This is a genomic window from Gibbsiella dentisursi, from assembly GCF_039539505.1.
Taxonomy (GTDB): Bacteria; Pseudomonadota; Gammaproteobacteria; order Enterobacterales; family Enterobacteriaceae; genus Gibbsiella; species Gibbsiella quercinecans.
In genome coordinates this window covers 307552-327617 of the sequence record NZ_BAABDG010000010.1, presented here as the reverse complement: position 1 = coordinate 327617, position 20066 = coordinate 307552, and the positions used below count along the sequence as shown (strand labels likewise).

Below are 20066 nucleotides of genomic sequence, written 5' to 3'. Positions count from 1 at the left end.
CACATTCCCTGAATCGACAGATGGACAGCGATTTGGTAACAAACCGCTTACGTTTTCTTCAGCAGTGTAGCCCAAAGCGAAACGCTATTCATAGGCAAATCCATTTCTTCTGGACTAATCTGAGGGTTAGAATAAGCGCTAATTCGACGTCACTAAATGAGAAACCTATGCGCATTCACATTCTTGGGATCTGTGGCACCTTTATGGGGGGGTTGGCGATGCTGGCCCGCTCGTTGGGGCATGAGGTCACCGGTTCAGACGCTAACGTCTATCCGCCAATGAGCACGCTACTGGAGAACCAGGGAATCGATCTCATTCAGGGTTACGATCCGGCCCAGTTGGATCCCGCTCCCGATCTGGTGATCATCGGTAACGCTATGACGCGCGGCAATCCTTGTGTGGAAGTGGTGTTGGAACAGGGGATCCCGTATGTTTCCGGGCCGCAGTGGCTGCACGATTATGTGCTGCGCGATCGCTGGGTGCTGGCGGTGGCGGGCACTCATGGCAAAACCACCACGGCAGGCATGGCGACCTGGATCCTGGAAGCCTGCGGCTATCAGCCGGGGTTTGTCATTGGCGGTGTGCCGGGCAACTTTGAGGTCTCTGCACGCTTGGGTGACAGCCCGTTCTTTGTGATCGAAGCCGATGAGTATGACTGTGCGTTCTTCGACAAACGATCGAAGTTCGTGCACTACTGCCCGCGGACCCTGATCATGAACAACCTGGAGTTTGATCACGCCGATATCTTTGACGATCTGAAAGCGATCCAGAAACAGTTCCATCATTTGGTGCGTCTGGTGCCGGGTAAAGGCCGGATCATTGTGCCGGAGAATGACGCGCACCTGAAGCAGGTGATGGCGATGGGCTGTTGGAGTGAGCAGGAACTGGTTGGGGAAGATGGCACCTGGCACGCACGTAAGCTTACGCCGGACGCCAGCCATTATGAAGTGTTGCTCGACGGTGAGAAAGTAGGAGAGGTCAAATGGGCCTTGGTGGGCGAGCATAATATGCACAATGGCCTGATGGCGATCGCCGCCACCCGCCATGTAGGCGTGTTGCCGGCCGATGCCTGCCGTGCGCTGGGGGATTTCATCAACGCCCGCCGCCGCCTGGAACTGCGTGGTGAAGCCAATGGTGTGACCGTCTATGACGATTTTGCCCATCACCCAACCGCCATTCTTGCCACCCTGGCGGCTTTGCGTAGCAAGGTCGGCGGCACGGCGCGCATTTTGGCGGTGCTGGAGCCACGTTCCAACACCATGAAAATGGGCATCAGCAAGAATGAACTGGCGCCGTCATTGGGGCGCGCTGACGAAGTGTTCCTGTTCCAGCCGCACCATATTCCGTGGCAGGTTGCCGAAGTGGCGGAAGCCTGCGTGCAGCCAGCGCACTGGAGCGCCGATCTGGATACGCTGGTGGAGATGATCGTAAAAACCGCTCAGCCTGGCGACCATATACTGGTGATGAGCAACGGCGGTTTTGGCGGTATCCACGATAAGCTGCTGGCGGCGCTGGCGAAAAAAGCCGAGCTGAAAGCGCATTATTGATTGCCGCAGGATCCAAACTGATGAAACCGCCATTCCGGCGGTTTTTTTATGCTCTGCAGGCCCTGTTTTTGCCGTCCACCGCATCTGTTCAAGTGTGATTTACGCGCATAAAAAAGCCCCCGCGAGCGGGGGCAAAGGGGTTCGTCGGATAGGACGACGAGTTTTTTCTAGGAAACCTGGGATGGGTTTTGTGCAATAGCCGGGAGGAGCCGGCTATTGCCACCATGGCGACTACTTGTAGATTTCGGCCGTAGCGTGCCAGTTGCCGTTTTCATTCGCTTCGATAATGCGGTAGGCGGTTGCGCCTTGCTTATCGGCTTTTTCAGAAAGTGCCTGGCGTACATCGGAAGGCGCGCCGATGATGCTGCCTACGCTGATGGTGCCGATTGATTGCAGGGTTTCTGCCTGTTGGTTGTTAACCAGGGTGGCGGCTGACGCGCCGAAAGCCAACATGGATAAGGCGCTGAGCGCTAAAACGGTAGCTTTAATTTTCATTGTTAACCTCACTGTATTCTCGGATCCATTCACATAACTTGTGATCCACATCGTGGAAATGAGTATACATCTAGTAACCTTGAAGATTAATAGCAAGCTAACGATGTGCAATAAGGCTTTTTTATTAACATCCGCGTAATAATAATCAGAAAGAATAAGAAGTGAACACTAAATAACCATTCCGTGTTAAAAGCATGTGATTTCAATAGACTGGCAACTTTTGATTAATCGTGCGTAACAATCAGATCGGTAAAGGGTTGGGGAATTGCTTTTAGGAAGAACAGGAAAAGGGCGTGCGGCGAGGTCGGCGAGTGGGTAAATGCAAGAACGCGGCTCACACCGCGTTTTTTGCTGCCCTATGGCGCTATAATTCCTGTTCGAACAGCGCCAGGATAGCTTCGAATAGCTGATGGGCGGTAAAATTACTGGCAGGCGTCACGAAAATAGTGTCATCACCGGCGATGGTGCCAAGGATGCCTTCCGATTTGCCGAGTGAATCAAGCAGGCGGGCGATCAACTGCGCAGCGCCGGGGCTGGTGTGGATAACCACCAGGGCATCATTATGATCAACATCCAGCACCAAATTTTTCAGCGGGCTGGTGGTGGTCGGTACACCAAGCTCAGCGGGAAGGCAGTACACCATTTCCATTTTGGCATTGCGCGTGCGTACGGCGCCGAACTTTGTCAGCATACGCGATACCTTGGACTGGTTGATATTTTCGAAACCTTCTTCTTGCAGCGCTAAAACGATCTCGCCCTGAGAGCTGAATTTTTCTTCTTTCAATAACGCTTTGAACGCTTTGATCAGATCTTCCTGCTTTGCGGGATTACGCATTTTGCACCGTGGAATGTTGAGAGACAGAAGCCATTATTATGCATTTATATGCATTTTTATGCAATAAGGGGGCGATGGAATGTGGGGTTGCGTGGCATGGCGAGCGTGGAGCGCGCTATTCTAGCAGTATCGGCCGCGGATGAATATGCCTTTTGGCGCGGAGGCCACACCACTCAAAAAGTGAACAAAATGTTATAGAAGTGATATTATTGTGATGTAAAGGAAGGGTGTAATGTGGCGTTCGGACCAGCCTGCGTGTGATTTAACACGTATTATTTCTGGTTAATGCGTGCTATGCCCTTAATGCGTAAGTGATTTCATCTAGAATGGAAGTCATGTTCTGCTTCCATCGTGTTTGAGCCTCTTAAACCCTATCGTTAAGAGATTGTTTTTACAAGCGTAATAAATTAAGGTTCGCACCCCATGAATTCACGGCGCTTTTATATTTAAGATAATAAAGGAGTATAGGATGAAAGTTGCAGTTCTCGGTGCTGCTGGCGGTATCGGCCAGGCCCTCGCCCTTCTACTCAAGACCCAACTTCCTTCAGGTTCTGAACTCTCTCTGTACGACATTGCTCCTGTCACCCCAGGCGTGGCCGTTGATCTCAGCCATATCCCTACGCCGGTCAGCATCAAAGGCTTCTGCGGTGAAGATGCCACTCCGGCGCTGCAGGGTGCGGACGTGGTGCTGATTTCCGCCGGTGTCGCGCGTAAGCCGGGGATGGACCGTTCCGACCTGTTTAATGTTAATGCCAGCATTGTGCGTAACCTGATCGCGCAGGCGGCAAAAACCTGCCCGCAAGCCTGTATCGGCGTCATTACTAACCCGGTGAATACCACGGTGCCGATTGCGGCTGAAGTGTTGAAGAAGGCCGGGGTGTATGACAAGCGCAAGCTGTTCGGCGTCACCACGCTGGACGTCATCCGTTCCAACACCTTTGTGGCGGAGCTGAAAGACAAACAGCCGGAAACACTGGAGGTGCCTGTTATCGGCGGCCATTCCGGCGTGACCATTCTGCCGCTGCTTTCGCAAATCCCTGGCGTTAGCTTCAGCGAGCATGAAGTGGAAGCCCTGACCAAACGTATCCAGGATGCGGGTACCGAAGTAGTGGAAGCCAAAGCCGGCAGCGGCTCGGCAACCTTGTCGATGGGCCTGGCCGCGGCACGCTTTGCGCTTTCCCTGGTGCGCGCCATGAATGGTGAAAAGGGTGTGGTGGAATGTGCTTACGTTGAGGGCGATGGTGAATATGCCCGCTTCTTCGCGCAACCACTGCTGTTGGGTAAAGACGGTATCGAACAATATCAGGCTATCGGGCCGTTGAGCGCTTATGAGCAAAACGCGCTGGACGATATGCTGGACGTGTTGCGTAAAGATATCGAACTGGGCGAGAAGTTTATCCACAACGCCTGATCCCCTGCCTTTAACCGCATAATGTAGCCGCCGGTATGAAACCGGCGGTTTTTTTATTTCTTTTTGCACTCACTGCTTGATACGGCTTTTGCGATCCAGCAAGCGGTTGGTTTGTGGATCAAAATAGCGGCTTGGCCAGATCTCCGCCGGATGTACCTCCAGCGCTTCAGCGATCAGCCATTCACCTTTTGGCCACGGCCGCGATAGCGCATTCGCCAGGGTGGAAGAACACAGGCCAGCCTTGCGCGACACCGCCGCCAGAGTGGTGCCTTTTTTACGTAATGCCGCAATAACATCCGCTGGGTGCCAGTCAGGTTTCCTTGAATTCATGTTTACATTCCTTTTTTGGTTAGCCAAAGTCATGTTAGTGGTATAAATAACCTGTATAACTTAAACGTTTTCATCAACTAAAACGTTTATACAGAAACCAGAATACCACTAAATTTTCTGGAAAATATCTAAATAGTTTCTGAAATTTTTTCGCTACACTATCGTCAGAGAACATGGCTATGAAAAATGAGTGGTTTGCTGCCAAGGAACTTATAGGCGTTGCGGGGTTACCTTCTTCACCACAAGGAATTAATTTGATGGCCCGGCGTGAAGGTTGGGTTAGCCGTCGCCGCAAAGGTGTTCAGGGAAAGGCGCTGGAGTATCATGTAGACAGCCTGCCGAAAGATGTCCGCCACCTCTTGTTACTGAAAGAAGAACCTGCGAGTTATGATCTGGATCGCAAAGATCCGCTGGTGGTTTGGGTTGAGTACTATTGGCACATGTCGGAGGGCGAACGCGAAAAGGTGTTGGCATTCCTGATGCGCGAAGGGATAGGCAACCTGTTAAAACGCATTAGTGGGGAAAATAGCGCCGGCGAAGAGGCATAGGCCCGGGCTGCGGGCCTATGAAAACTGACGGCCGTATTACGTTCTTAATGGTTTCTCTGTACCGCCATATGCGCCAGGCCTTCCAACGCCTGGCGGTATGGCGATGCCGGTAAAATCTGCAGGGCGGCGATAGCCTTGTCGGCTTCTTCCTCTGCACGCAGGCGGGTATATTCCAACGAGCCGCATTGCTGCATGGCCGCCAAGACCGGTTCTAGCAGATGGCGGCCGTTGCCTTGCTCAATCGCCTCGCGGATGAGCGCCGCCTGCTCGCTGTTGCCATTGTGCATGGCATGCAGCAGCGGTAGCGTCGGTTTCCCTTCGTTAAGATCGTCACCGGTATTTTTGCCCAGCGTGGCGCCATCGGCGCTGTAATCGAGCAGATCGTCGATCAGTTGGAACGCGGTGCCCAGGTATCTGCCGTAATCGCGCAGGCTGTTTTCTTCGGCTTCGCTGGCGCCCGCCAAAATCGCGGAAGACTGGGCAGCAGCTTCAAACAGGCGCGCGGTTTTGCTGTAGATCACCCGCATATAGCTTTCTTCGGTAATGTCGGGATCGTGGACGTTCATTAACTGCAGCACTTCGCCTTCGGCGATGACGTTGACCGCTTCCGACATTAGCGCCAGCACGCGCAAGGATTCCAGGCTGGTCATCATTTGGAAAGCGCGGGTATAAATGAAATCGCCGACCAGCACGCTGGCGGCGTTGCCGAACGCGGCGTTGGCGGTCGCCTTGCCGCGGCGCATGTCGGATTCATCGACGACATCGTCATGCAACAGGGTGGCGGTGTGGATGAATTCAATCAGCGCAGCGACGGTAACGTGCTTGTTGCCTTCATACTGTAGCGCCCGTGCCGCCAACACGGCGATCATCGGGCGAATGCGCTTACCGCCGCCGCTGATGATGTAATAGCCAAGCTGATTGATGAGCGTGACTTCGGAATTCAACTGTTCGAGAATGATTGCGTTCACGTCCGCCATATCTTGCGCGGTTAAATCGGTAATTTGTTCTGGTTTCATTGTATTTTTTTCAGCTGTGTTTCTCTTCACAGCGATCAGATCGCTGTTCACATCGGTGCATGGCGGTAACTGTTTCCTGATTGTACTTGAAAAACGCCCCAGATAAATGCCACGAAAGAAACTGTGTTTTTTTTCTTCTTTTTTCTACTTCAGGCCTGATTCTGCTCTTGTCATGTGCGGGATTATTGCGTAGAATTCGCGCCCTATTGTGAATATTTATAGCGCGCTCTGTACTGAACAGTTAAGCACGCGGAAAGCGGAGTTTTATATGTACGCGGTTTTCCAAAGTGGTGGTAAACAACACCGAGTAAGCGAAGGTCAGACCGTTCGCTTGGAAAAGCTGGACATCGCAACTGGTGAAGCGGTTGAGTTTGACCAGATTCTGATGATCGCAAATGGCGATGATATCAAAATCGGCGTTCCTTTCGTCGATGGCGGCAAGATCAAAGCTGAAGTCGTTGCTCACGGTCGTGGCGAGAAAGTTAAAATCGTTAAGTTTCGTCGCCGTAAACACCACCGTAAGCAGCAGGGCCACCGTCAGTGGTTCACTGATGTAAAAATCACCGGCATCAGCGCTTAAGTTAGGAGAGCAGATTAATGGCACACAAAAAGGCTGGCGGCTCGACTCGTAACGGTCGTGATTCCGAATCCAAACGCCTGGGCGTAAAACGCTTCGGCGGTGAAGCAGTACTGGCTGGCAGCATCATCGTTCGTCAGCGCGGCACCAAATTCCACGCTGGTACCAACGTGGGTTGCGGCAAAGATCACACTCTGTTCGCTTTGAAAGACGGCAAAGTCAAATTCGAAGTGAAAGGCCCGAGCAACCGTAAATTCATCAGCATCGAAGCTGAGTAATTTTTCGAGCCGGTCCTACATAGATAAAAGCCCCGCAATTCGTTGCGGGGCTTTTTATATTTATGGACACCTCTCTCCCCTGGTGCTTACACAGGTATCATGGAAACAAAACAGCAGGCTGGCATAGGCATTTTTTTGGCGCTGACAACGGCTGTTTGTTGGGGCGCGCTGCCAATTGCAATGAAAGAAGTGCTGGAGACGATGGCGCCGTTTACCATCGTCTGGTACCGCTTTACCCTTGCCGCAATCGGGCTGTGCCTGATCTTGGCCGTGCGGGGGAGGCTGCCGCCGTTGCAGCTCTTTGCGCGGCCACGTTGGCTGCTGCTGCTGGCGATAGCTACCGCGGGTTTGTTGGGGAATTTCGTGTTTTTTAGCTCCTCGTTACAATACCTGAGCCCGACGGCTTCCCAAGTGATTGGGCAGCTTTCGCCGGTGGGCATGATGTTCGCCAGCGTGTTGATCCTGAAAGAGCGCATGCGTATCACCCAGGTGATTGGCGCATTGATGCTGATTAGCGGGCTGATGCTGTTTTTTAACGTTAGCCTGGTTGAGATTTTTACTCGCCTGACGGATTACACCCTGGGGGTGCTGTTGGGCGTATGTGCGGCCATGGTGTGGGTCGCCTATGGCGTGGCGCAGAAAGTGTTGTTGCGCCGTCTGGCTTCACCACAAATCCTGGTATTACTGTACACTTTATGTGCAGTGCTGTTATTCCCGTTGGCCGAGCCAGCGGTGATTTTCCAGCTTAGCGGCTGGCAATTGGCTTGCCTGCTGTTTTGCGGTGCGAATACGCTGATTGGTTATGGCGCGCTGGCTGAAGCCATGGCGCGCTGGCAGGCGGCACAGGTAAGCGCGCTGGTGACGCTCACCCCGTTGTTTACCCTGTTGTTCTCTGATTTATTGGCTTTGGCATGGCCACAGATGTTTGCTGCCCCGCCCCTGAACCTGGTTGGTTATATTGGCGCATTCGTGGTGGTGGCGGGCGCTATGTTTTCCGCAATCGGCCACCGTTGGTGGCCGCGTCGGACAGAAATAAATCGGGTTGCTCCTTTGAAGCCGCCCGGTGAATGAGTTACGGAGACGGTAAATGAAGTTTGTAGATGAAGCGACGATTCAGGTCTTTGCTGGTGACGGTGGTAATGGCTGCGTCAGCTTTCGCCGCGAGAAATATATTCCTAACGGTGGGCCGGATGGCGGCGACGGCGGCGACGGCGGCGACGTCTATCTGCTGGCCGACGAGAACCTGAACACCCTGATTGACTACCGCTTTGAGAAGTCGTTCCGTGCTGAACGTGGCCAGAACGGCCAAAGCCGTGACTGCACCGGCAAGCGTGGTAAAGATATCACTATCAAAGTGCCGGTCGGTACCCGCGTGAAAGATCTCGGCACCGGTGAAATCCTGGGTGACATGACGCGCCATCAGCAACGCCTGATGATCGCCAAAGGCGGCTGGCATGGCTTGGGCAACACTCGCTTCAAGTCATCGGTGAACCGTGCGCCGCGCCAGAAAACCAATGGTACGCCAGGGGAAGAACGCGACATTCTGCTGGAATTGCTGTTGCTGGCTGATGTCGGGATGCTTGGCCTGCCGAACGCCGGTAAATCTACCTTCATCCGTGCGGTATCCGCCGCCAAGCCGAAGGTTGCCGACTATCCGTTTACCACCCTGGTGCCAAGCCTGGGTGTGGTGCGCATGGACAACGAGCAAAGCTTCGTGGTGGCAGATATCCCCGGGCTGATCGAAGGCGCGGCCGACGGCGCCGGGCTGGGTATCCGTTTCCTGAAGCACCTGGAACGCTGCCGCGTGCTGCTGCATCTGGTGGATATCGCGCCGATCGACGAGTCCGATCCGGTAGAAAACGCGAAAATCATCATCAACGAACTGCAGCAATACAGCGAAAATCTGGCGCACAAGCCACGCTGGCTGGTGTTCAACAAAGTTGACCTGATGGATGAGGCAGAGGCTGCCGAGCGCGCCAAGGCGATTGTAGAGGCCCTGGGCTGGGAAGATAAGTACTACATGATTTCTGCCGCCAATCGTGCCGGCGTCAACGCCCTGTGCTGGGACGTGATGAACTTCATCAACACCCAACCGAAGGAAATGGCGATCGAAGAAAGCGTGCCGGAGAAAGTCGAGTTCATGTGGGATGATTATCACCGTGAACAGCTTGCCGAAGCGGAAGCCGAAGCCACGGACGATGACTGGGATGACGACTGGGACGAAGATGACGACGAAGGGGTTGAAATCATCTACCAGAAGTAAGACGCTGCCCTGCTGCGTGCCAGCTTATCGGCACGCTTAATGACAAGCCCCGCTTCCCATTGGGAAGCGGGGCTTGTTTGCGTTGGCCGGGTTGTAACCGGCGGCTTGCCTTAGTTGTTTTGGTAGATATCGCGGTACAGGCGGCTTTCAAAGCGCACCAGCGGCACTCGGCGCTGTTTCTGATCTTCCGGCGGCACGGCATAGCCTGACAGATACTGCACGAACGCATAGCGTTGGCCGCTTGCAGTGGTAATAAAGCCCGCCAGGTTGTAAACGCCCTGCAGTGCGCCGGTCTTGGCCGAGACTTTGCCATCGACGCCGGCCTCGTGCAGGCCGCCGCGGTAGCGCAGCGTGCCGTCATAGCCCGCCAGCGGCAGCATGGAGATAAAGTTTAGCTCGTTGTCATGCTGGGCGATGTACTGCAACGCCTGCATCATGGTAGCCGGCGTCAACAGGTTGTGGCGCGAGAGGCCGGAGCCGTCGACCACAATGTTGTTGCCCAGATCCACACCGGCTTTTTGGCGCAGCACCTGGCGCACCGCATCCGAGCCTGCACGCCAGGTGCCCGGCACGCCGAAGCGCTCGTGGCCAATGGTGCGGAACACTGTGTCGGCAATCATGTTGTCCGATTTTTTCAGCATGATCTTCAGCAGATCGTGCAGCGGCGCCGATTGGGTCTGCGCGATAACTTCGCCCTTCATGCCCGGTTGGGTTTGGCGCTTCAGGTGGCCTTTGATCACGATACCGGCCTGCGTCAATTCATCTTTCAAAATCGCGCCGGCATAGCTGGCGCCATCCTGGACGGCGAATGCCAACGGCAACGGTTCGCTACGTTGGGTCAGGCAGCCAGTCAGAGTGAAACGGTTTAACTCCCCCGGTACTACGTCCAGCTCGCAATACTGGGCATCTGGCGAGCCTTTTGCCAGGGTGCGCACCTGGCTGAACATGTTCACCGGGTAGTAGGAGGCCACGCGGATAAACGCCATTTCTCCTGGCGTCGGCGCGCTGTAAAGCGATACCGAGAAACAGTTGCGATCGACGATCGCCGCCGCAGGCGGCGCGCTGAAGCACTGCGTCAGGTCATTCCAGGGCCAGCCGGGCGCTTTATCGTGGCTGGCGAACACGGATGTGTCGATAAGCACATCGCCGCTAATTTCCTGCACACCCTGTTTTTTCAACGCCGCCACCATGTTGCGCAGATTTTGGCGTTTAAAGGTCGGATCGCCGCCAAAACGCGCAATCAGGTTGCCGCGCAGGATGCCGCCGCTGATGCTGCCCTGGCTTTCCAGCGTGGTGGAGAACCGATAGTCAGGGCCAAGCTGCAGCAATGCCGCCAACGCGGTCAGCACCTTTTGCGTACTGGCCGGCAGGGCCATCTGCTGCGAGTGATAATCGATGATGGGCGTGGCGGATCCAATCTTCTGAACGACCAGGGCAAGGTTGGCCCCATCAGGCAAATATTGTGTGTAATCTTCAACCGGGGCCGCATTTGCATTAAGGGCAAATGCACAGGCCAATGCACTGACAATTCGTGGAAAACGCATAATCTCGGGCTAACTGCTGGATAACGTGCCGTCATACTACGGTGCATTAAGGGAAAAAGTAAACGATGACCCCTAAGGAACTCTACGGTAAAATACGTATCAAAATGCAAAACCGAACCTGACTCGGGCACCTGGCCCGTGTCAGGCTTCTTTTGTTTGTCGCCTGGAAACGGTGGTGTCTAACCCTCCGTTTTTTCATACGAATACGTCAGGATGACGGTTATTTGAACAGGAATGATTTAGAGGGTATTGATACTATGAAACAGATTCCGATGACCTTGCTTGGCGCAGAAAAGCTGCGTGAAGAACTTGAACATTTGAAAACCGTGCGCCGGCCGAAAATCATTGCCGACATCGCGGAAGCCCGTGAACACGGCGATCTGAAAGAAAATGCGGAATACCATGCGGCCCGTGAACAACAAGGGTTCTGCGAAGGGCGCATTCAGGAAATTGAAGCCAAACTGTCAAACGCGCAGGTGATCGACGTCACCAAGATGCCCGCTAACGGCCGTGTGATTTTTGGCGCTACCGTATCGATATTGAACCTGGATACCGATGACGAAGTGACATACCGCATCGTGGGTGACGATGAGGCCGACTTCAAGAAAAATCTGATTTCGGTAAACTCACCGATGGCGCGCGGTTTGATCGGCAAAGAGCAGGATGATGTGGTGGTGATTAACACCCCGGGCGGCGACGTTGAATATGAAATCCTGAAGGTCGAGTATCTTTGATCGCGCCGGCTCTGGTTATAAGTTAGCCAGCTTTTTGTAAAGAAAGGAAAAAGGCCGCACGCGGCCTTTTATCTTGAACCGGTGCATGGCACCTTTTCGCTAAACTGGCGGCGTTTAACGCGGTAAACTGATTTTGCGCTCTTTGCTTGGGCGATAAAGCACGAGCGTACCACCGATAACCTGTACGTTGCAGGCGCCGGTTTCACGCACGATAGCGTCGGCGATCAGGGTCTTGGTTTCGCGATCTTCAGCCGCGATCTTTACCTTGATCAGCTCATGGTGCTCCAGAGCCTGTTCTATTTCAGCCAGCACCCCTTCGGTCAGACCGTTATTACCCAGCATGACTACCGGTTTTAACGGGTGCGCCAGGCCTTTCAGGTGCTGTTTTTGTTTGTTATTCAGATTCATTGTCTTTTTTGCTTAAGTTGGGATTGAAAACGGTACATTCTACCGCCATCTCATGTATATCACCAAATCGGTCTGTGACCTGTGGGAGTCTACGTGAGTCGCGAACTTGGCATAAGGCTCTTTTTAGGATAGTTGGAAAACGAGATGGCGAATAAAAAGCGTTCGGCCAGTTCCAGTCGCTGGTTACAAGAACACTTTAGCGATAAATATGTGCAACAGGCGCAGAAAAAAGGGCTGCGTTCCCGCGCCTGGTTTAAACTTGATGAAATACAGCAAAGTGACAAACTGTTTAAACCGGGTATGACCGTCGTGGATTTGGGCGCCGCGCCAGGCGGCTGGTCGCAGTACGTCGTGACCCAGATCGGCGGCAGCGGGCGCATTATCGCCTGCGATCTTTTGCCGATGGATCCTATCGTCGGCGTCGATTTCCTTCAGGGCGACTTTCGTGATGAACTGGTGCTAAAAGCCTTGATGGAACGTGTAGGTGAAAGTAAGGTTCAGGTGGTCATGTCCGATATGGCCCCGAATATGAGTGGCACCCCGGCCGTCGATATTCCAAGATCGATGTATCTGGTTGAATTAGCGCTTGATATGTGTCGTGATGTTCTCGCACCAGGTGGAAGTTTTCTGGTGAAGGTGTTCCAGGGAGATGGCTTTGACGAGTATCTGCGGGAAATTCGCTCCCTGTTTACGAAGGTTAAGATTCGTAAGCCAGACGCTTCTCGCGCACGTTCGCGTGAAGTGTACATTGTAGCGACAGGGCGCAAACTGTAGTACCCTAACGCTGTTTGTTAACACAGTTGTAATATGAGGTTAATCCCTTGAGTGACATGGCGAAAAACCTAATTCTCTGGTTGGTCATCGCGGTAGTATTGATGTCCGTATTCCAGAGCTTTGGGCCCAGCGAGTCGAATGGCCGTAGGGTAGATTACTCTACCTTCATGTCCGAACTGACCCAAGATCAGATTCGTGAAGCACGAATTAACGGACGTGAGATCAACGTTACCAAGAAAGATAGTAACCGATACACGACTTTTATCCCTGTTAACGATCCAAAACTGTTGGATACGTTACTGACCAAGAATGTGAAAGTTGTTGGTGAACCGCCTGAAGAGCCGAGTTTGCTGGCTTCTATCTTTATTTCCTGGTTCCCGATGCTATTGCTGATCGGTGTCTGGATTTTCTTTATGCGGCAAATGCAGGGCGGCGGCGGCAAGGGCGCGATGTCCTTCGGCAAGAGCAAGGCCCGCATGCTGACGGAAGACCAGATCAAAACCACGTTTGCCGACGTTGCGGGTTGTGACGAAGCCAAAGAAGAAGTCAGCGAACTGGTGGAATATCTGCGTGAGCCGAGCCGTTTCCAGAAGTTGGGCGGCAAGATCCCGAAAGGCGTGCTGATGGTGGGGCCGCCGGGTACCGGTAAAACCCTGCTGGCGAAAGCCATTGCGGGCGAGGCCAAAGTGCCGTTCTTCACCATTTCCGGTTCCGACTTCGTTGAAATGTTCGTCGGTGTGGGTGCTTCCCGCGTGCGCGACATGTTCGAGCAGGCCAAGAAAGCCGCGCCGTGCATCATCTTCATCGATGAAATCGACGCCGTCGGCCGCCAACGTGGCGCCGGCTTGGGCGGTGGTCACGATGAACGTGAACAGACGCTGAACCAGATGCTGGTCGAGATGGACGGTTTCGAAGGCAACGAAGGCATTATCGTGATTGCCGCGACCAACCGCCCGGACGTGCTGGACCCTGCGCTGCTGCGTCCTGGCCGTTTCGACCGCCAGGTGGTAGTTGGGCTGCCGGACGTACGTGGCCGTGAGCAGATTCTGAAGGTGCATATGCGCCGCGTGCCTTTGGCGGCGGATATCGACGCCTCGGTGATTGCGCGTGGTACCCCTGGCTTCTCCGGCGCCGATCTGGCGAACCTGGTGAATGAAGCCGCCTTGTTTGCCGCCCGCGGTAACAAGCGTGTCGTGTCGATGGTGGAGTTTGAGAAAGCCAAAGACAAGATCATGATGGGGGCCGAACGCCGCTCCATGGTGATGACCGAAGCGCAGAAAGAATCGACCGCGTATCATGAAGCAGGCCACGCCATCATCGGCCGCCTGGTTCCTGAACACGATCCTGTGCATAAGGTAACGATTATTCCACGTGGCCGTGCATTGGGTGTGACGTTCTTCCTGCCGGAAGGCGATGCGATCAGCGCCAGCCGTCAGAAGCTGGAGAGCCAGATTTCCACGCTGTACGGTGGCCGCCTGGCGGAAGAGATCATCTACGGGCCGGAAAAAGTGTCTACTGGTGCGTCGAATGACATTAAAGTCGCCACCTCTATTGCGCGCAACATGGTGACCCAATGGGGCTTCTCCGAGAAGCTGGGGCCGCTGTTGTATGCCGAAGAGGAAGGCGAAGTGTTCCTGGGCCGCTCGGTGGCCAAGGCGAAGCACATGTCTGATGAAACGGCGCGCATTATCGATCAGGAAGTGAAGTCGCTGATTGAACGCAACTACACCCGTGCGCGTACGCTGTTGATGGAAAACATGGATATCCTGCACTCAATGAAGGATGCCCTGATGAAATATGAAACCATCGACGCGCCGCAGATCGACGATCTGATGAACCGTAAAGACGTGCGCCCGCCGGCAGGTTGGGATGATGCGAGCAAAAACAACAGCTCCGACAACGGCGGCAGCCCGAAAGCGCCGACGCCGGTTGATGAGCCTCGTACGCCAAACCCAGGCAACACCATGTCTGAACAGCTCGACAAGTAAGTTGGCTGTGCAATAACATCAAACCCCGGCCAGCCCGGGGTTTTTTATTGCCCAATGGGCGATGAATTCGGAACAGTAAGGTAGATTTATCATGCAGTTGACCGTGCGCGACATGACTCTTGACCTCACCCATCCGCAGGTGATGGGCATTCTCAACGTCACACCAGACTCCTTCTCTGACGGCGGCCGCCATAATTCGCTGAATGCCGCGCTGCAGCATGCGCAGGCGATGATTGCCGCAGGCGCGACGATGATTGACGTGGGCGGCGAATCAACCCGCCCCGGTGCGGCCGATGTCAGCGACGACGAAGAGCTGGCGCGCGTGGTGCCGGTGGTTGAAGCGCTGGCGCAGCGCTTTGAAGTCTTTATTTCGGTGGATACCTCGAAGGCGGCTGTGATCCGCGAGTCCGCAAACGCGGGCGCGCATTTGATCAACGATGTGCGATCGTTACAGGAACCGGGCGCATTGGCTGCGGCGGCTGAAAGCGAACTGCCGGTGTGCCTGATGCACATGCAGGGCGAACCGCGCACGATGCAACAGGCGCCGCAGTATGACGATCTGATTGGTGATGTGAATGCGTTTTTCCAGCACCATATTGCTCGCTGCAATGCGGCGGGGATAACAAATCAGAAATTGCTGCTCGACCCAGGCTTCGGTTTCGGTAAGAATCTGGCGCATAATTATCAGCTTCTGGCACGGTTATCCGAGTTTCATCATTTCGGTTTGCCGCTATTGGTGGGCATGTCACGTAAATCCATGATTGGCCAACTGCTTAATGTACCGCCCGAACAACGGCTTATCGGCAGCGTTGCCTGCGCGGTCATCGCTGCGATGCAGGGCGCGCAGATTGTCAGAGTGCATGACGTTAAAGAAACCGTCGAGGCGATGCGTGTCGTCGAGGCAACACTTTTAGCTAAGGGACAGTAGAGACTATGAGCGAGCGTAAATATTTTGGCACCGACGGCATCCGTGGCAAAGTCGGTGACAGCCCGATAACCCCGGACTTCGTCCTTAAGCTCGGTTGGGCGGCAGGGAAAGTGCTGGCGCGTCATGGCTCTCGCAAGATCATCATTGGCAAAGACACCCGTATCTCCGGCTATATGCTGGAATCAGCGTTGGAAGCCGGCCTGGCGGCTGCGGGGCTGTCCGCTTCGTTCACCGGCCCGATGCCGACGCCTGCGGTGGCGTACCTGACGCGGACTTTCCGCGCCGAGGCCGGTATTGTGATTTCGGCTTCGCACAACCCGTTTTACGATAACGGCATCAAGTTCTTTTCCATCGACGGCGCCAAGCTGCCGGATGAGGTTGAAGAGGCGATTGAGGCCGAGATGGAAAAACCATTGACCTGCGTTGAATCCGCCGAGTTGGGTAAGGCCAGCCGGATCATCGACGCCGCCGGCCGCTACATTGAATTTTGTAAAGGCACCTTCCCGAGCGAGCTGAGCCTGAAGGGGCTGAAAGTGGTGGTTGATTGCGCAAACGGCGCCACCTACCACATCGCGCCGAGCGTGCTGCGCGAGCTGGGGGCGAAGGTGATCGCCATCGGCGTTGAGCCGGACGGCATGAACATCAATGAAAAATGCGGCGCGACCGACGTGCGCCAACTGCAGGAACGCGTGCTGGCGGAAAAAGCCCACGTCGGGCTGGCATTTGACGGCGACGGCGACCGCGTCATGATGGTTGACCACTTGGGCAACAAGGTAGATGGCGACCAGATTCTGTATATCATCGCCCGTGAAGGGCTGCGCCAGGGCCAACTGCGCGGCGGCGCCGTGGGCACGCTGATGAGCAACATGGGCCTGCAACTGGCGCTGAAACAGCTGGGCATTCCTTTTGCCCGCGCGAAAGTGGGCGACCGCTACGTGCTGGAAAAAATGCAGGAATTGGGGTGGCGCATCGGGGCGGAAAACTCCGGCCACGTGATTTTGCTGGATAAAACCACCACCGGTGACGGTATTGTCGCCGGCCTGCAGGTGCTGACGGCGATGGTGCGCAACCATATGTCTCTGCACGATCTGTGCAGCGGGATGAAACTGCTGCCGCAGGTGCTGGTCAACGTGCGCTTTGCCGGCGAGCACAACCCACTGGAGTCTGCTGCGGTGCTGAAAGAAGCCGAAGCGGTTGAAGCTGAATTGGCCGGCCGTGGCCGCGTGCTGCTGCGTAAATCCGGCACCGAACCCCTGATCCGCGTGATGGTGGAAGGGGAAGACGAGCAGCAGGTCACCGCGCTGGCAAACCGTATTGCCGATGCGGTGAAATCCGCCGGTTAAAACAGGCGATTACCCGGCGGCGGTGGGCCATGCCGCCAGTGAAACCTTTTTGGCGTTTTTTTCCGCAAACGCGCTGGCGGCAGCAAATTGCCCTTGCGCGCTTTGACCGCTTTGGTTAGTATTCACACCCGCTTCAGTGGGTAGTTGATAAAAACGCCTGCTTTTTTGGTGAGAAGCCTTTGGTTCGCGGTGAACCCGCAAGGATACAGGTACAACTATGTACGAAGCTCTTTTGGTAATTTTCTTGCTGATCTCAATCGGGCTTGTGGCCCTGATTATGCTGCAGCAAGGTAAAGGTGCTGACATGGGAGCCTCATTCGGCGCAGGTGCTTCCGGCACGCTGTTTGGTTCGAGTGGTTCCGGTAACTTCATGACCCGTATGACGGCGGTACTGGCGACGTTGTTTTTCGTCATTAGCCTGATTTTGGGCAACCTGAGCAGCAACCAAAGCAAAAAAGGCAGTGAGTGGGAAAATCTGGGCCAGCCAGTAAAAACTGAGCAGGCGCCTGCACCGGCCGCACCAGCCAAGCCAAGCAGCGATATCCCGCAGTAAGCCGGTTATACAGTGTTTGAAAGCGGTCGTTAGTCAACATTCAGCGGCCGCTGCAGTAGAAGTAAACAGTACCGAGGTGGTGGAATTGGTAGACACGCTACCTTGAGGTGGTAGTGCCCTAACGGGCTTGTGGGTTCGAGTCCCATCCTCGGTACCAATCCTAAGATAACTTGCAATTTTGCGATTATCAGCGTAGTATTTGCCACGTTTTCGGACGCGGGGTGGAGCAGCCTGGTAGCTCGTCGGGCTCATAACCCGAAGGTCGTCGGTTCAAATCCGGCCCCCGCAACCACTTTCCTTCAAGTGTTTATTTTCAAATACACTTTTCGATTGAAATCCGCTTTTCTCGAACGACATTTGAAAATGATACTTGTATCGGAAGTTGTACCGAAGCCGCTGTGCGGCAAACAGGGTCCAGTTGCATAAAGCCCCGAATTTTCGGGGTTTTTTGTTATTTGGCAACAGAATCACTGGGCTATTAGGCCCTTTTTTTATGTCTTGGGGGTGGGCTTGTCCACATTAGAGCAAAAATTAACAGAGATGCTTTCGGCACCGGTAGAGGCGTTGGGCTTTGAGCTTGTAGGCATCGAATTTATTCGTGCGCGCCAATCGACGCTCCGCATCTATATTGATAGTGAAGACGGTATCACTGTTGATGATTGTGCTGATGTCAGCCACCAGGTCAGCGCGGTGTTGGATGTTGAAGATCCCATCACTGTCGCTTACAACTTGGAAGTCTCCTCTCCTGGCCTTGATCGTCCAATGTTCACCGCAGAGCACTATACTCGCTTCCTCGGTGATGAAGTCAGCATGGTCTTGCGCATGGCGGTACAGAACCGCCGCAAATGGCAGGGCATTATCAAGTCTGTCGAAGGCGAAATGATCACGGTTACTGTGGATGGGAAAGATGAAGTGTTCGCGCTGAGCAATATTCAGAAAGCGAACCTGGTACCCCACTTTTAAAGAGTTTGGATGAGGCAACTAGGATGAATAAAGAGATTCTGGCTGTTGTTGAAGCTGTTTCCAATGAGAAAGCCCTGCCGCGTGAGAAAATCTTCGAGGCGTTGGAAACCGCATTAGCGACTGCAACCAAGAAAAAATACGAGCAGGAAATTGATGTTCGCGTCAGCATCGACCGTAAAACCGGCGATTTTGACACTTTCCGCCGCTGGCTTGTGGTTAATGAAGTGACCCAGCCAACGCGTGAAATCACCCTGGATGCGGCTCAGTTTGAAGAACCGTCCATTGATCTGGGCGGCTATATTGAAGATCAGATTGAATCTGTGACCTTCGACCGTATCACCACCCAGACCGCTAAGCAGGTTATCGTACAGAAAGTGCGTGAAGCCGAGCGCGCGATGGTGGTTGACGCCTTCCGCGAGCACGAAGGTGAAATCGTCACCGGGGTGGTCAAGAAAGTTAACCGCGACAGCATTTCGCTGGATCTGGGCAGCAATGCCGAAGCCGTCATCGGCCGTGAAGACATGCTCCCGCGTGAAAACTTCCGCCCGGGCGACCGTATCCGCGGCGTGCTGTATGCCGTGCGCCCTGAAGCTCGCGGCGCTCAACTGTTCGTTAGCCGTTCCCGCCCGGAAATGCTGATTGAACTGTTCCGCATCGAAGTGCCGGAAATCGGCGAAGAAGTGATTGAAATTAAAGCGGCAGCCCGCGATCCGGGTTCCCGTGCAAAAATTGCCGTGAAAACCAATGATAAGCGTATCGATCCAGTCGGCGCCTGCGTTGGTATGCGCGGTGCGCGCGTACAGGCCGTATCAAGCGAACTGGGCGGCGAGCGCATTGATATTGTGCTGTGGGATGACAATCCTGCGCAGTTCGTCATCAACGCCATGGCGCCGGCCGATGTGGCCTCGATCGTCGTTGATGAAGATAAGCACACCATGGATATTGCCGTTGAAGCCAGCAACCTGGCACAGGCGATTGGCCGTAATGGCCAAAACGTGCGTTTGGCCTCTCAGCTTAGCGGCTGGGAACTGAACGTGATGACGGCGGAAGATCTGCAGGCTAAACATCAGGCCGAGGCTCATGCCGCCATTGATACCTTCACCAAGTATCTTGATATCGACGAAGATTTCGCCACTGTACTGATTGAGGAAGGCTTCTCAACGTTGGAAGAGTTGGCTTATGTGCCAATCAACGAGCTGCTGGAAATCGACGGTCTTGATGAAGATACGGTTGAAGCGTTGCGCGATCGCGCCAAAGCTGCATTGACCACATTGGCCCTGGCCCAGGAAGAAAGTCTGGGCGATCAAAAGCCTGCTGATGATCTGCTCAACCTGGCAGGGTTGGAGCGCAGCATGGCTTTCAAGCTGGCCGCACGTGGGGTTTGTACGCTGGAAGATCTTGCCGAGCAGGGTGTTGACGATCTGGCTGATATTGAAGGGCTTAGTGATGAGCAAGCCGGTGAGCTGATTATGGCTGCACGTAATATCTGTTGGTTTGGCGACAACGCGTAATAAACTGTAGCAGGAAGGAA

22 protein-coding genes and 2 tRNA genes are annotated in these 20066 nt (G+C 54.4%); 17 read left to right on the top strand and 7 right to left on the bottom strand.

Annotated elements, in window-relative coordinates; genetic code table 11:
• Positions 1–167 precede the first annotated feature (167 nt).
• A complete protein-coding gene (gene mpl / locus ABFX35_RS21945; protein WP_279026513.1) occupies positions 168–1547 on the top strand; it encodes a UDP-N-acetylmuramate:L-alanyl-gamma-D-glutamyl-meso-diaminopimelate ligase in 1380 nt (459 codons plus the stop codon).
• 231 nt (positions 1548–1778) lie between these two features.
• On the opposite strand, the gene yhcN is transcribed toward mpl, so the two are convergent.
• The gene (yhcN, locus tag ABFX35_RS21940) at positions 1779–2042 is read right to left on the bottom strand and encodes a peroxide/acid stress response protein YhcN (protein ID WP_095846122.1); all 264 of its coding nucleotides are present in this window, start codon (positions 2040–2042) and stop codon (positions 1779–1781) included.
• 364 nt (positions 2043–2406) lie between these two features.
• Positions 2407–2877, bottom strand: coding sequence for a transcriptional regulator ArgR (argR, locus tag ABFX35_RS21935; RefSeq protein ID WP_095846121.1), 471 nt, complete (start codon positions 2875–2877; stop codon positions 2407–2409).
• Positions 2878–3346: 469 nt separating this feature from the next.
• Here argR and mdh point away from each other — a divergent pair, with 469 nt between their 5' ends.
• Entirely contained in the window at positions 3347–4288 is a 942-nt protein-coding gene (gene mdh / locus ABFX35_RS21930) for a malate dehydrogenase (RefSeq protein WP_279026510.1), read from the top strand.
• Positions 4289–4357: 69 nt separating this feature from the next.
• Here mdh and ABFX35_RS21925 read toward each other — a convergent pair whose 3' ends face one another.
• Entirely contained in the window at positions 4358–4618 is a 261-nt protein-coding gene (locus ABFX35_RS21925) for a helix-turn-helix domain-containing protein (protein WP_095846119.1), read from the bottom strand.
• A gap of 179 nt (positions 4619–4797) precedes the next feature.
• Here ABFX35_RS21925 and ABFX35_RS21920 point away from each other — a divergent pair, with 179 nt between their 5' ends.
• On the top strand, positions 4798–5166 hold the full coding sequence (locus tag ABFX35_RS21920; protein WP_279026508.1) for a DNA-binding protein: 369 nt from the start codon (positions 4798–4800) through the stop codon (positions 5164–5166).
• Positions 5167–5210: 44 nt separating this feature from the next.
• On the opposite strand, the gene ispB is transcribed toward ABFX35_RS21920, so the two are convergent.
• A complete protein-coding gene (ispB, locus tag ABFX35_RS21915; RefSeq protein WP_279026506.1) occupies positions 5211–6182 on the bottom strand; it encodes an octaprenyl diphosphate synthase in 972 nt (323 codons plus the stop codon).
• 268 nt (positions 6183–6450) lie between these two features.
• On the opposite strand from ispB, the gene rplU reads away from it, so the two are divergent.
• From rplU to cgtA, 4 genes are all read left to right on the top strand, one after another.
• Positions 6451–6762 (top strand): 50S ribosomal protein L21, encoded by a 312-nt coding sequence (gene rplU / locus ABFX35_RS21910; protein ID WP_279026504.1) that lies wholly within the window; start codon positions 6451–6453, stop codon positions 6760–6762.
• 17 nt (positions 6763–6779) lie between these two features.
• Complete coding sequence (gene rpmA / locus ABFX35_RS21905; protein ID WP_279026502.1) at positions 6780–7037, top strand: 50S ribosomal protein L27; 258 nt, start codon at positions 6780–6782, stop codon at positions 7035–7037.
• Positions 7038–7136: 99 nt separating this feature from the next.
• Complete coding sequence (locus tag ABFX35_RS21900; protein WP_279026500.1) at positions 7137–8108, top strand: DMT family transporter; 972 nt, start codon at positions 7137–7139, stop codon at positions 8106–8108.
• A 16-nt stretch (positions 8109–8124) separates the two neighbouring features.
• Positions 8125–9300: an Obg family GTPase CgtA gene (gene cgtA / locus ABFX35_RS21895; RefSeq protein WP_346082895.1), complete on the top strand. Its 1176-nt coding sequence runs from the start codon at positions 8125–8127 to the stop codon at positions 9298–9300.
• 110 nt (positions 9301–9410) lie between these two features.
• On the opposite strand, the gene dacB is transcribed toward cgtA, so the two are convergent.
• Complete coding sequence (gene dacB / locus ABFX35_RS21890) at positions 9411–10844, bottom strand: serine-type D-Ala-D-Ala carboxypeptidase (protein WP_346082893.1); 1434 nt, start codon at positions 10842–10844, stop codon at positions 9411–9413.
• Between the two features lie 257 nt (positions 10845–11101).
• Here dacB and greA point away from each other — a divergent pair, with 257 nt between their 5' ends.
• Entirely contained in the window at positions 11102–11578 is a 477-nt protein-coding gene (gene greA, locus ABFX35_RS21885) for a transcription elongation factor GreA (RefSeq protein WP_121553655.1), read from the top strand.
• 114 nt (positions 11579–11692) lie between these two features.
• On the opposite strand, the gene yhbY is transcribed toward greA, so the two are convergent.
• Complete coding sequence (gene yhbY, locus ABFX35_RS21880) at positions 11693–11986, bottom strand: ribosome assembly RNA-binding protein YhbY (protein WP_279026547.1); 294 nt, start codon at positions 11984–11986, stop codon at positions 11693–11695.
• A 144-nt stretch (positions 11987–12130) separates the two neighbouring features.
• On the opposite strand from yhbY, the gene rlmE reads away from it, so the two are divergent.
• The 4 genes from rlmE (at position 12131) to glmM (ending at position 17019) form a co-directional block, all read left to right on the top strand.
• Positions 12131–12760: a 23S rRNA (uridine(2552)-2'-O)-methyltransferase RlmE gene (gene rlmE / locus ABFX35_RS21875; protein ID WP_095846110.1), complete on the top strand. Its 630-nt coding sequence runs from the start codon at positions 12131–12133 to the stop codon at positions 12758–12760.
• A 56-nt stretch (positions 12761–12816) separates the two neighbouring features.
• Entirely contained in the window at positions 12817–14748 is a 1932-nt protein-coding gene (ftsH, locus tag ABFX35_RS21870; RefSeq protein ID WP_095846109.1) for an ATP-dependent zinc metalloprotease FtsH, read from the top strand.
• A 91-nt stretch (positions 14749–14839) separates the two neighbouring features.
• Entirely contained in the window at positions 14840–15676 is an 837-nt protein-coding gene (folP, locus tag ABFX35_RS21865; RefSeq protein ID WP_279026545.1) for a dihydropteroate synthase, read from the top strand.
• A gap of 5 nt (positions 15677–15681) precedes the next feature.
• Positions 15682–17019 carry a phosphoglucosamine mutase gene (gene glmM, locus ABFX35_RS21860; RefSeq protein ID WP_279026543.1) on the top strand — a complete coding sequence of 446 codons (1338 nt, stop codon included), beginning with the start codon at positions 15682–15684 and terminating at the stop codon, positions 17017–17019.
• Positions 17020–17028: 9 nt separating this feature from the next.
• Here the strand turns inward: glmM and ABFX35_RS21855 are convergent, their stop codons facing one another.
• Positions 17029–17325, bottom strand: coding sequence for a hypothetical protein (locus ABFX35_RS21855; protein ID WP_346082933.1), 297 nt, complete (start codon positions 17323–17325; stop codon positions 17029–17031).
• Here ABFX35_RS21855 and secG point away from each other — a divergent pair.
• From secG to nusA, 5 genes are all read left to right on the top strand, one after another.
• A complete protein-coding gene (gene secG, locus ABFX35_RS21850; RefSeq protein WP_095846106.1) occupies positions 17237–17572 on the top strand; it encodes a preprotein translocase subunit SecG in 336 nt (111 codons plus the stop codon). The genes ABFX35_RS21855 and secG overlap by 89 nt on opposite strands.
• Positions 17573–17642: 70 nt before the next feature.
• Positions 17643–17729: transfer RNA gene (locus ABFX35_RS21845), tRNA-Leu, on the top strand.
• Positions 17730–17787: 58 nt separating this feature from the next.
• Positions 17788–17864: transfer RNA gene (locus ABFX35_RS21840), tRNA-Met, on the top strand.
• A 218-nt stretch (positions 17865–18082) separates the two neighbouring features.
• Positions 18083–18535, top strand: a complete 453-nt coding sequence (gene rimP, locus ABFX35_RS21835) for a ribosome maturation factor RimP (RefSeq protein WP_145957816.1) — start codon at positions 18083–18085, stop codon at positions 18533–18535.
• Between the two features lie 23 nt (positions 18536–18558).
• Positions 18559–20046, top strand: a complete 1488-nt coding sequence (gene nusA / locus ABFX35_RS21830) for a transcription termination factor NusA (protein WP_279026540.1) — start codon at positions 18559–18561, stop codon at positions 20044–20046.
• Positions 20047–20066 lie beyond the last annotated feature (20 nt).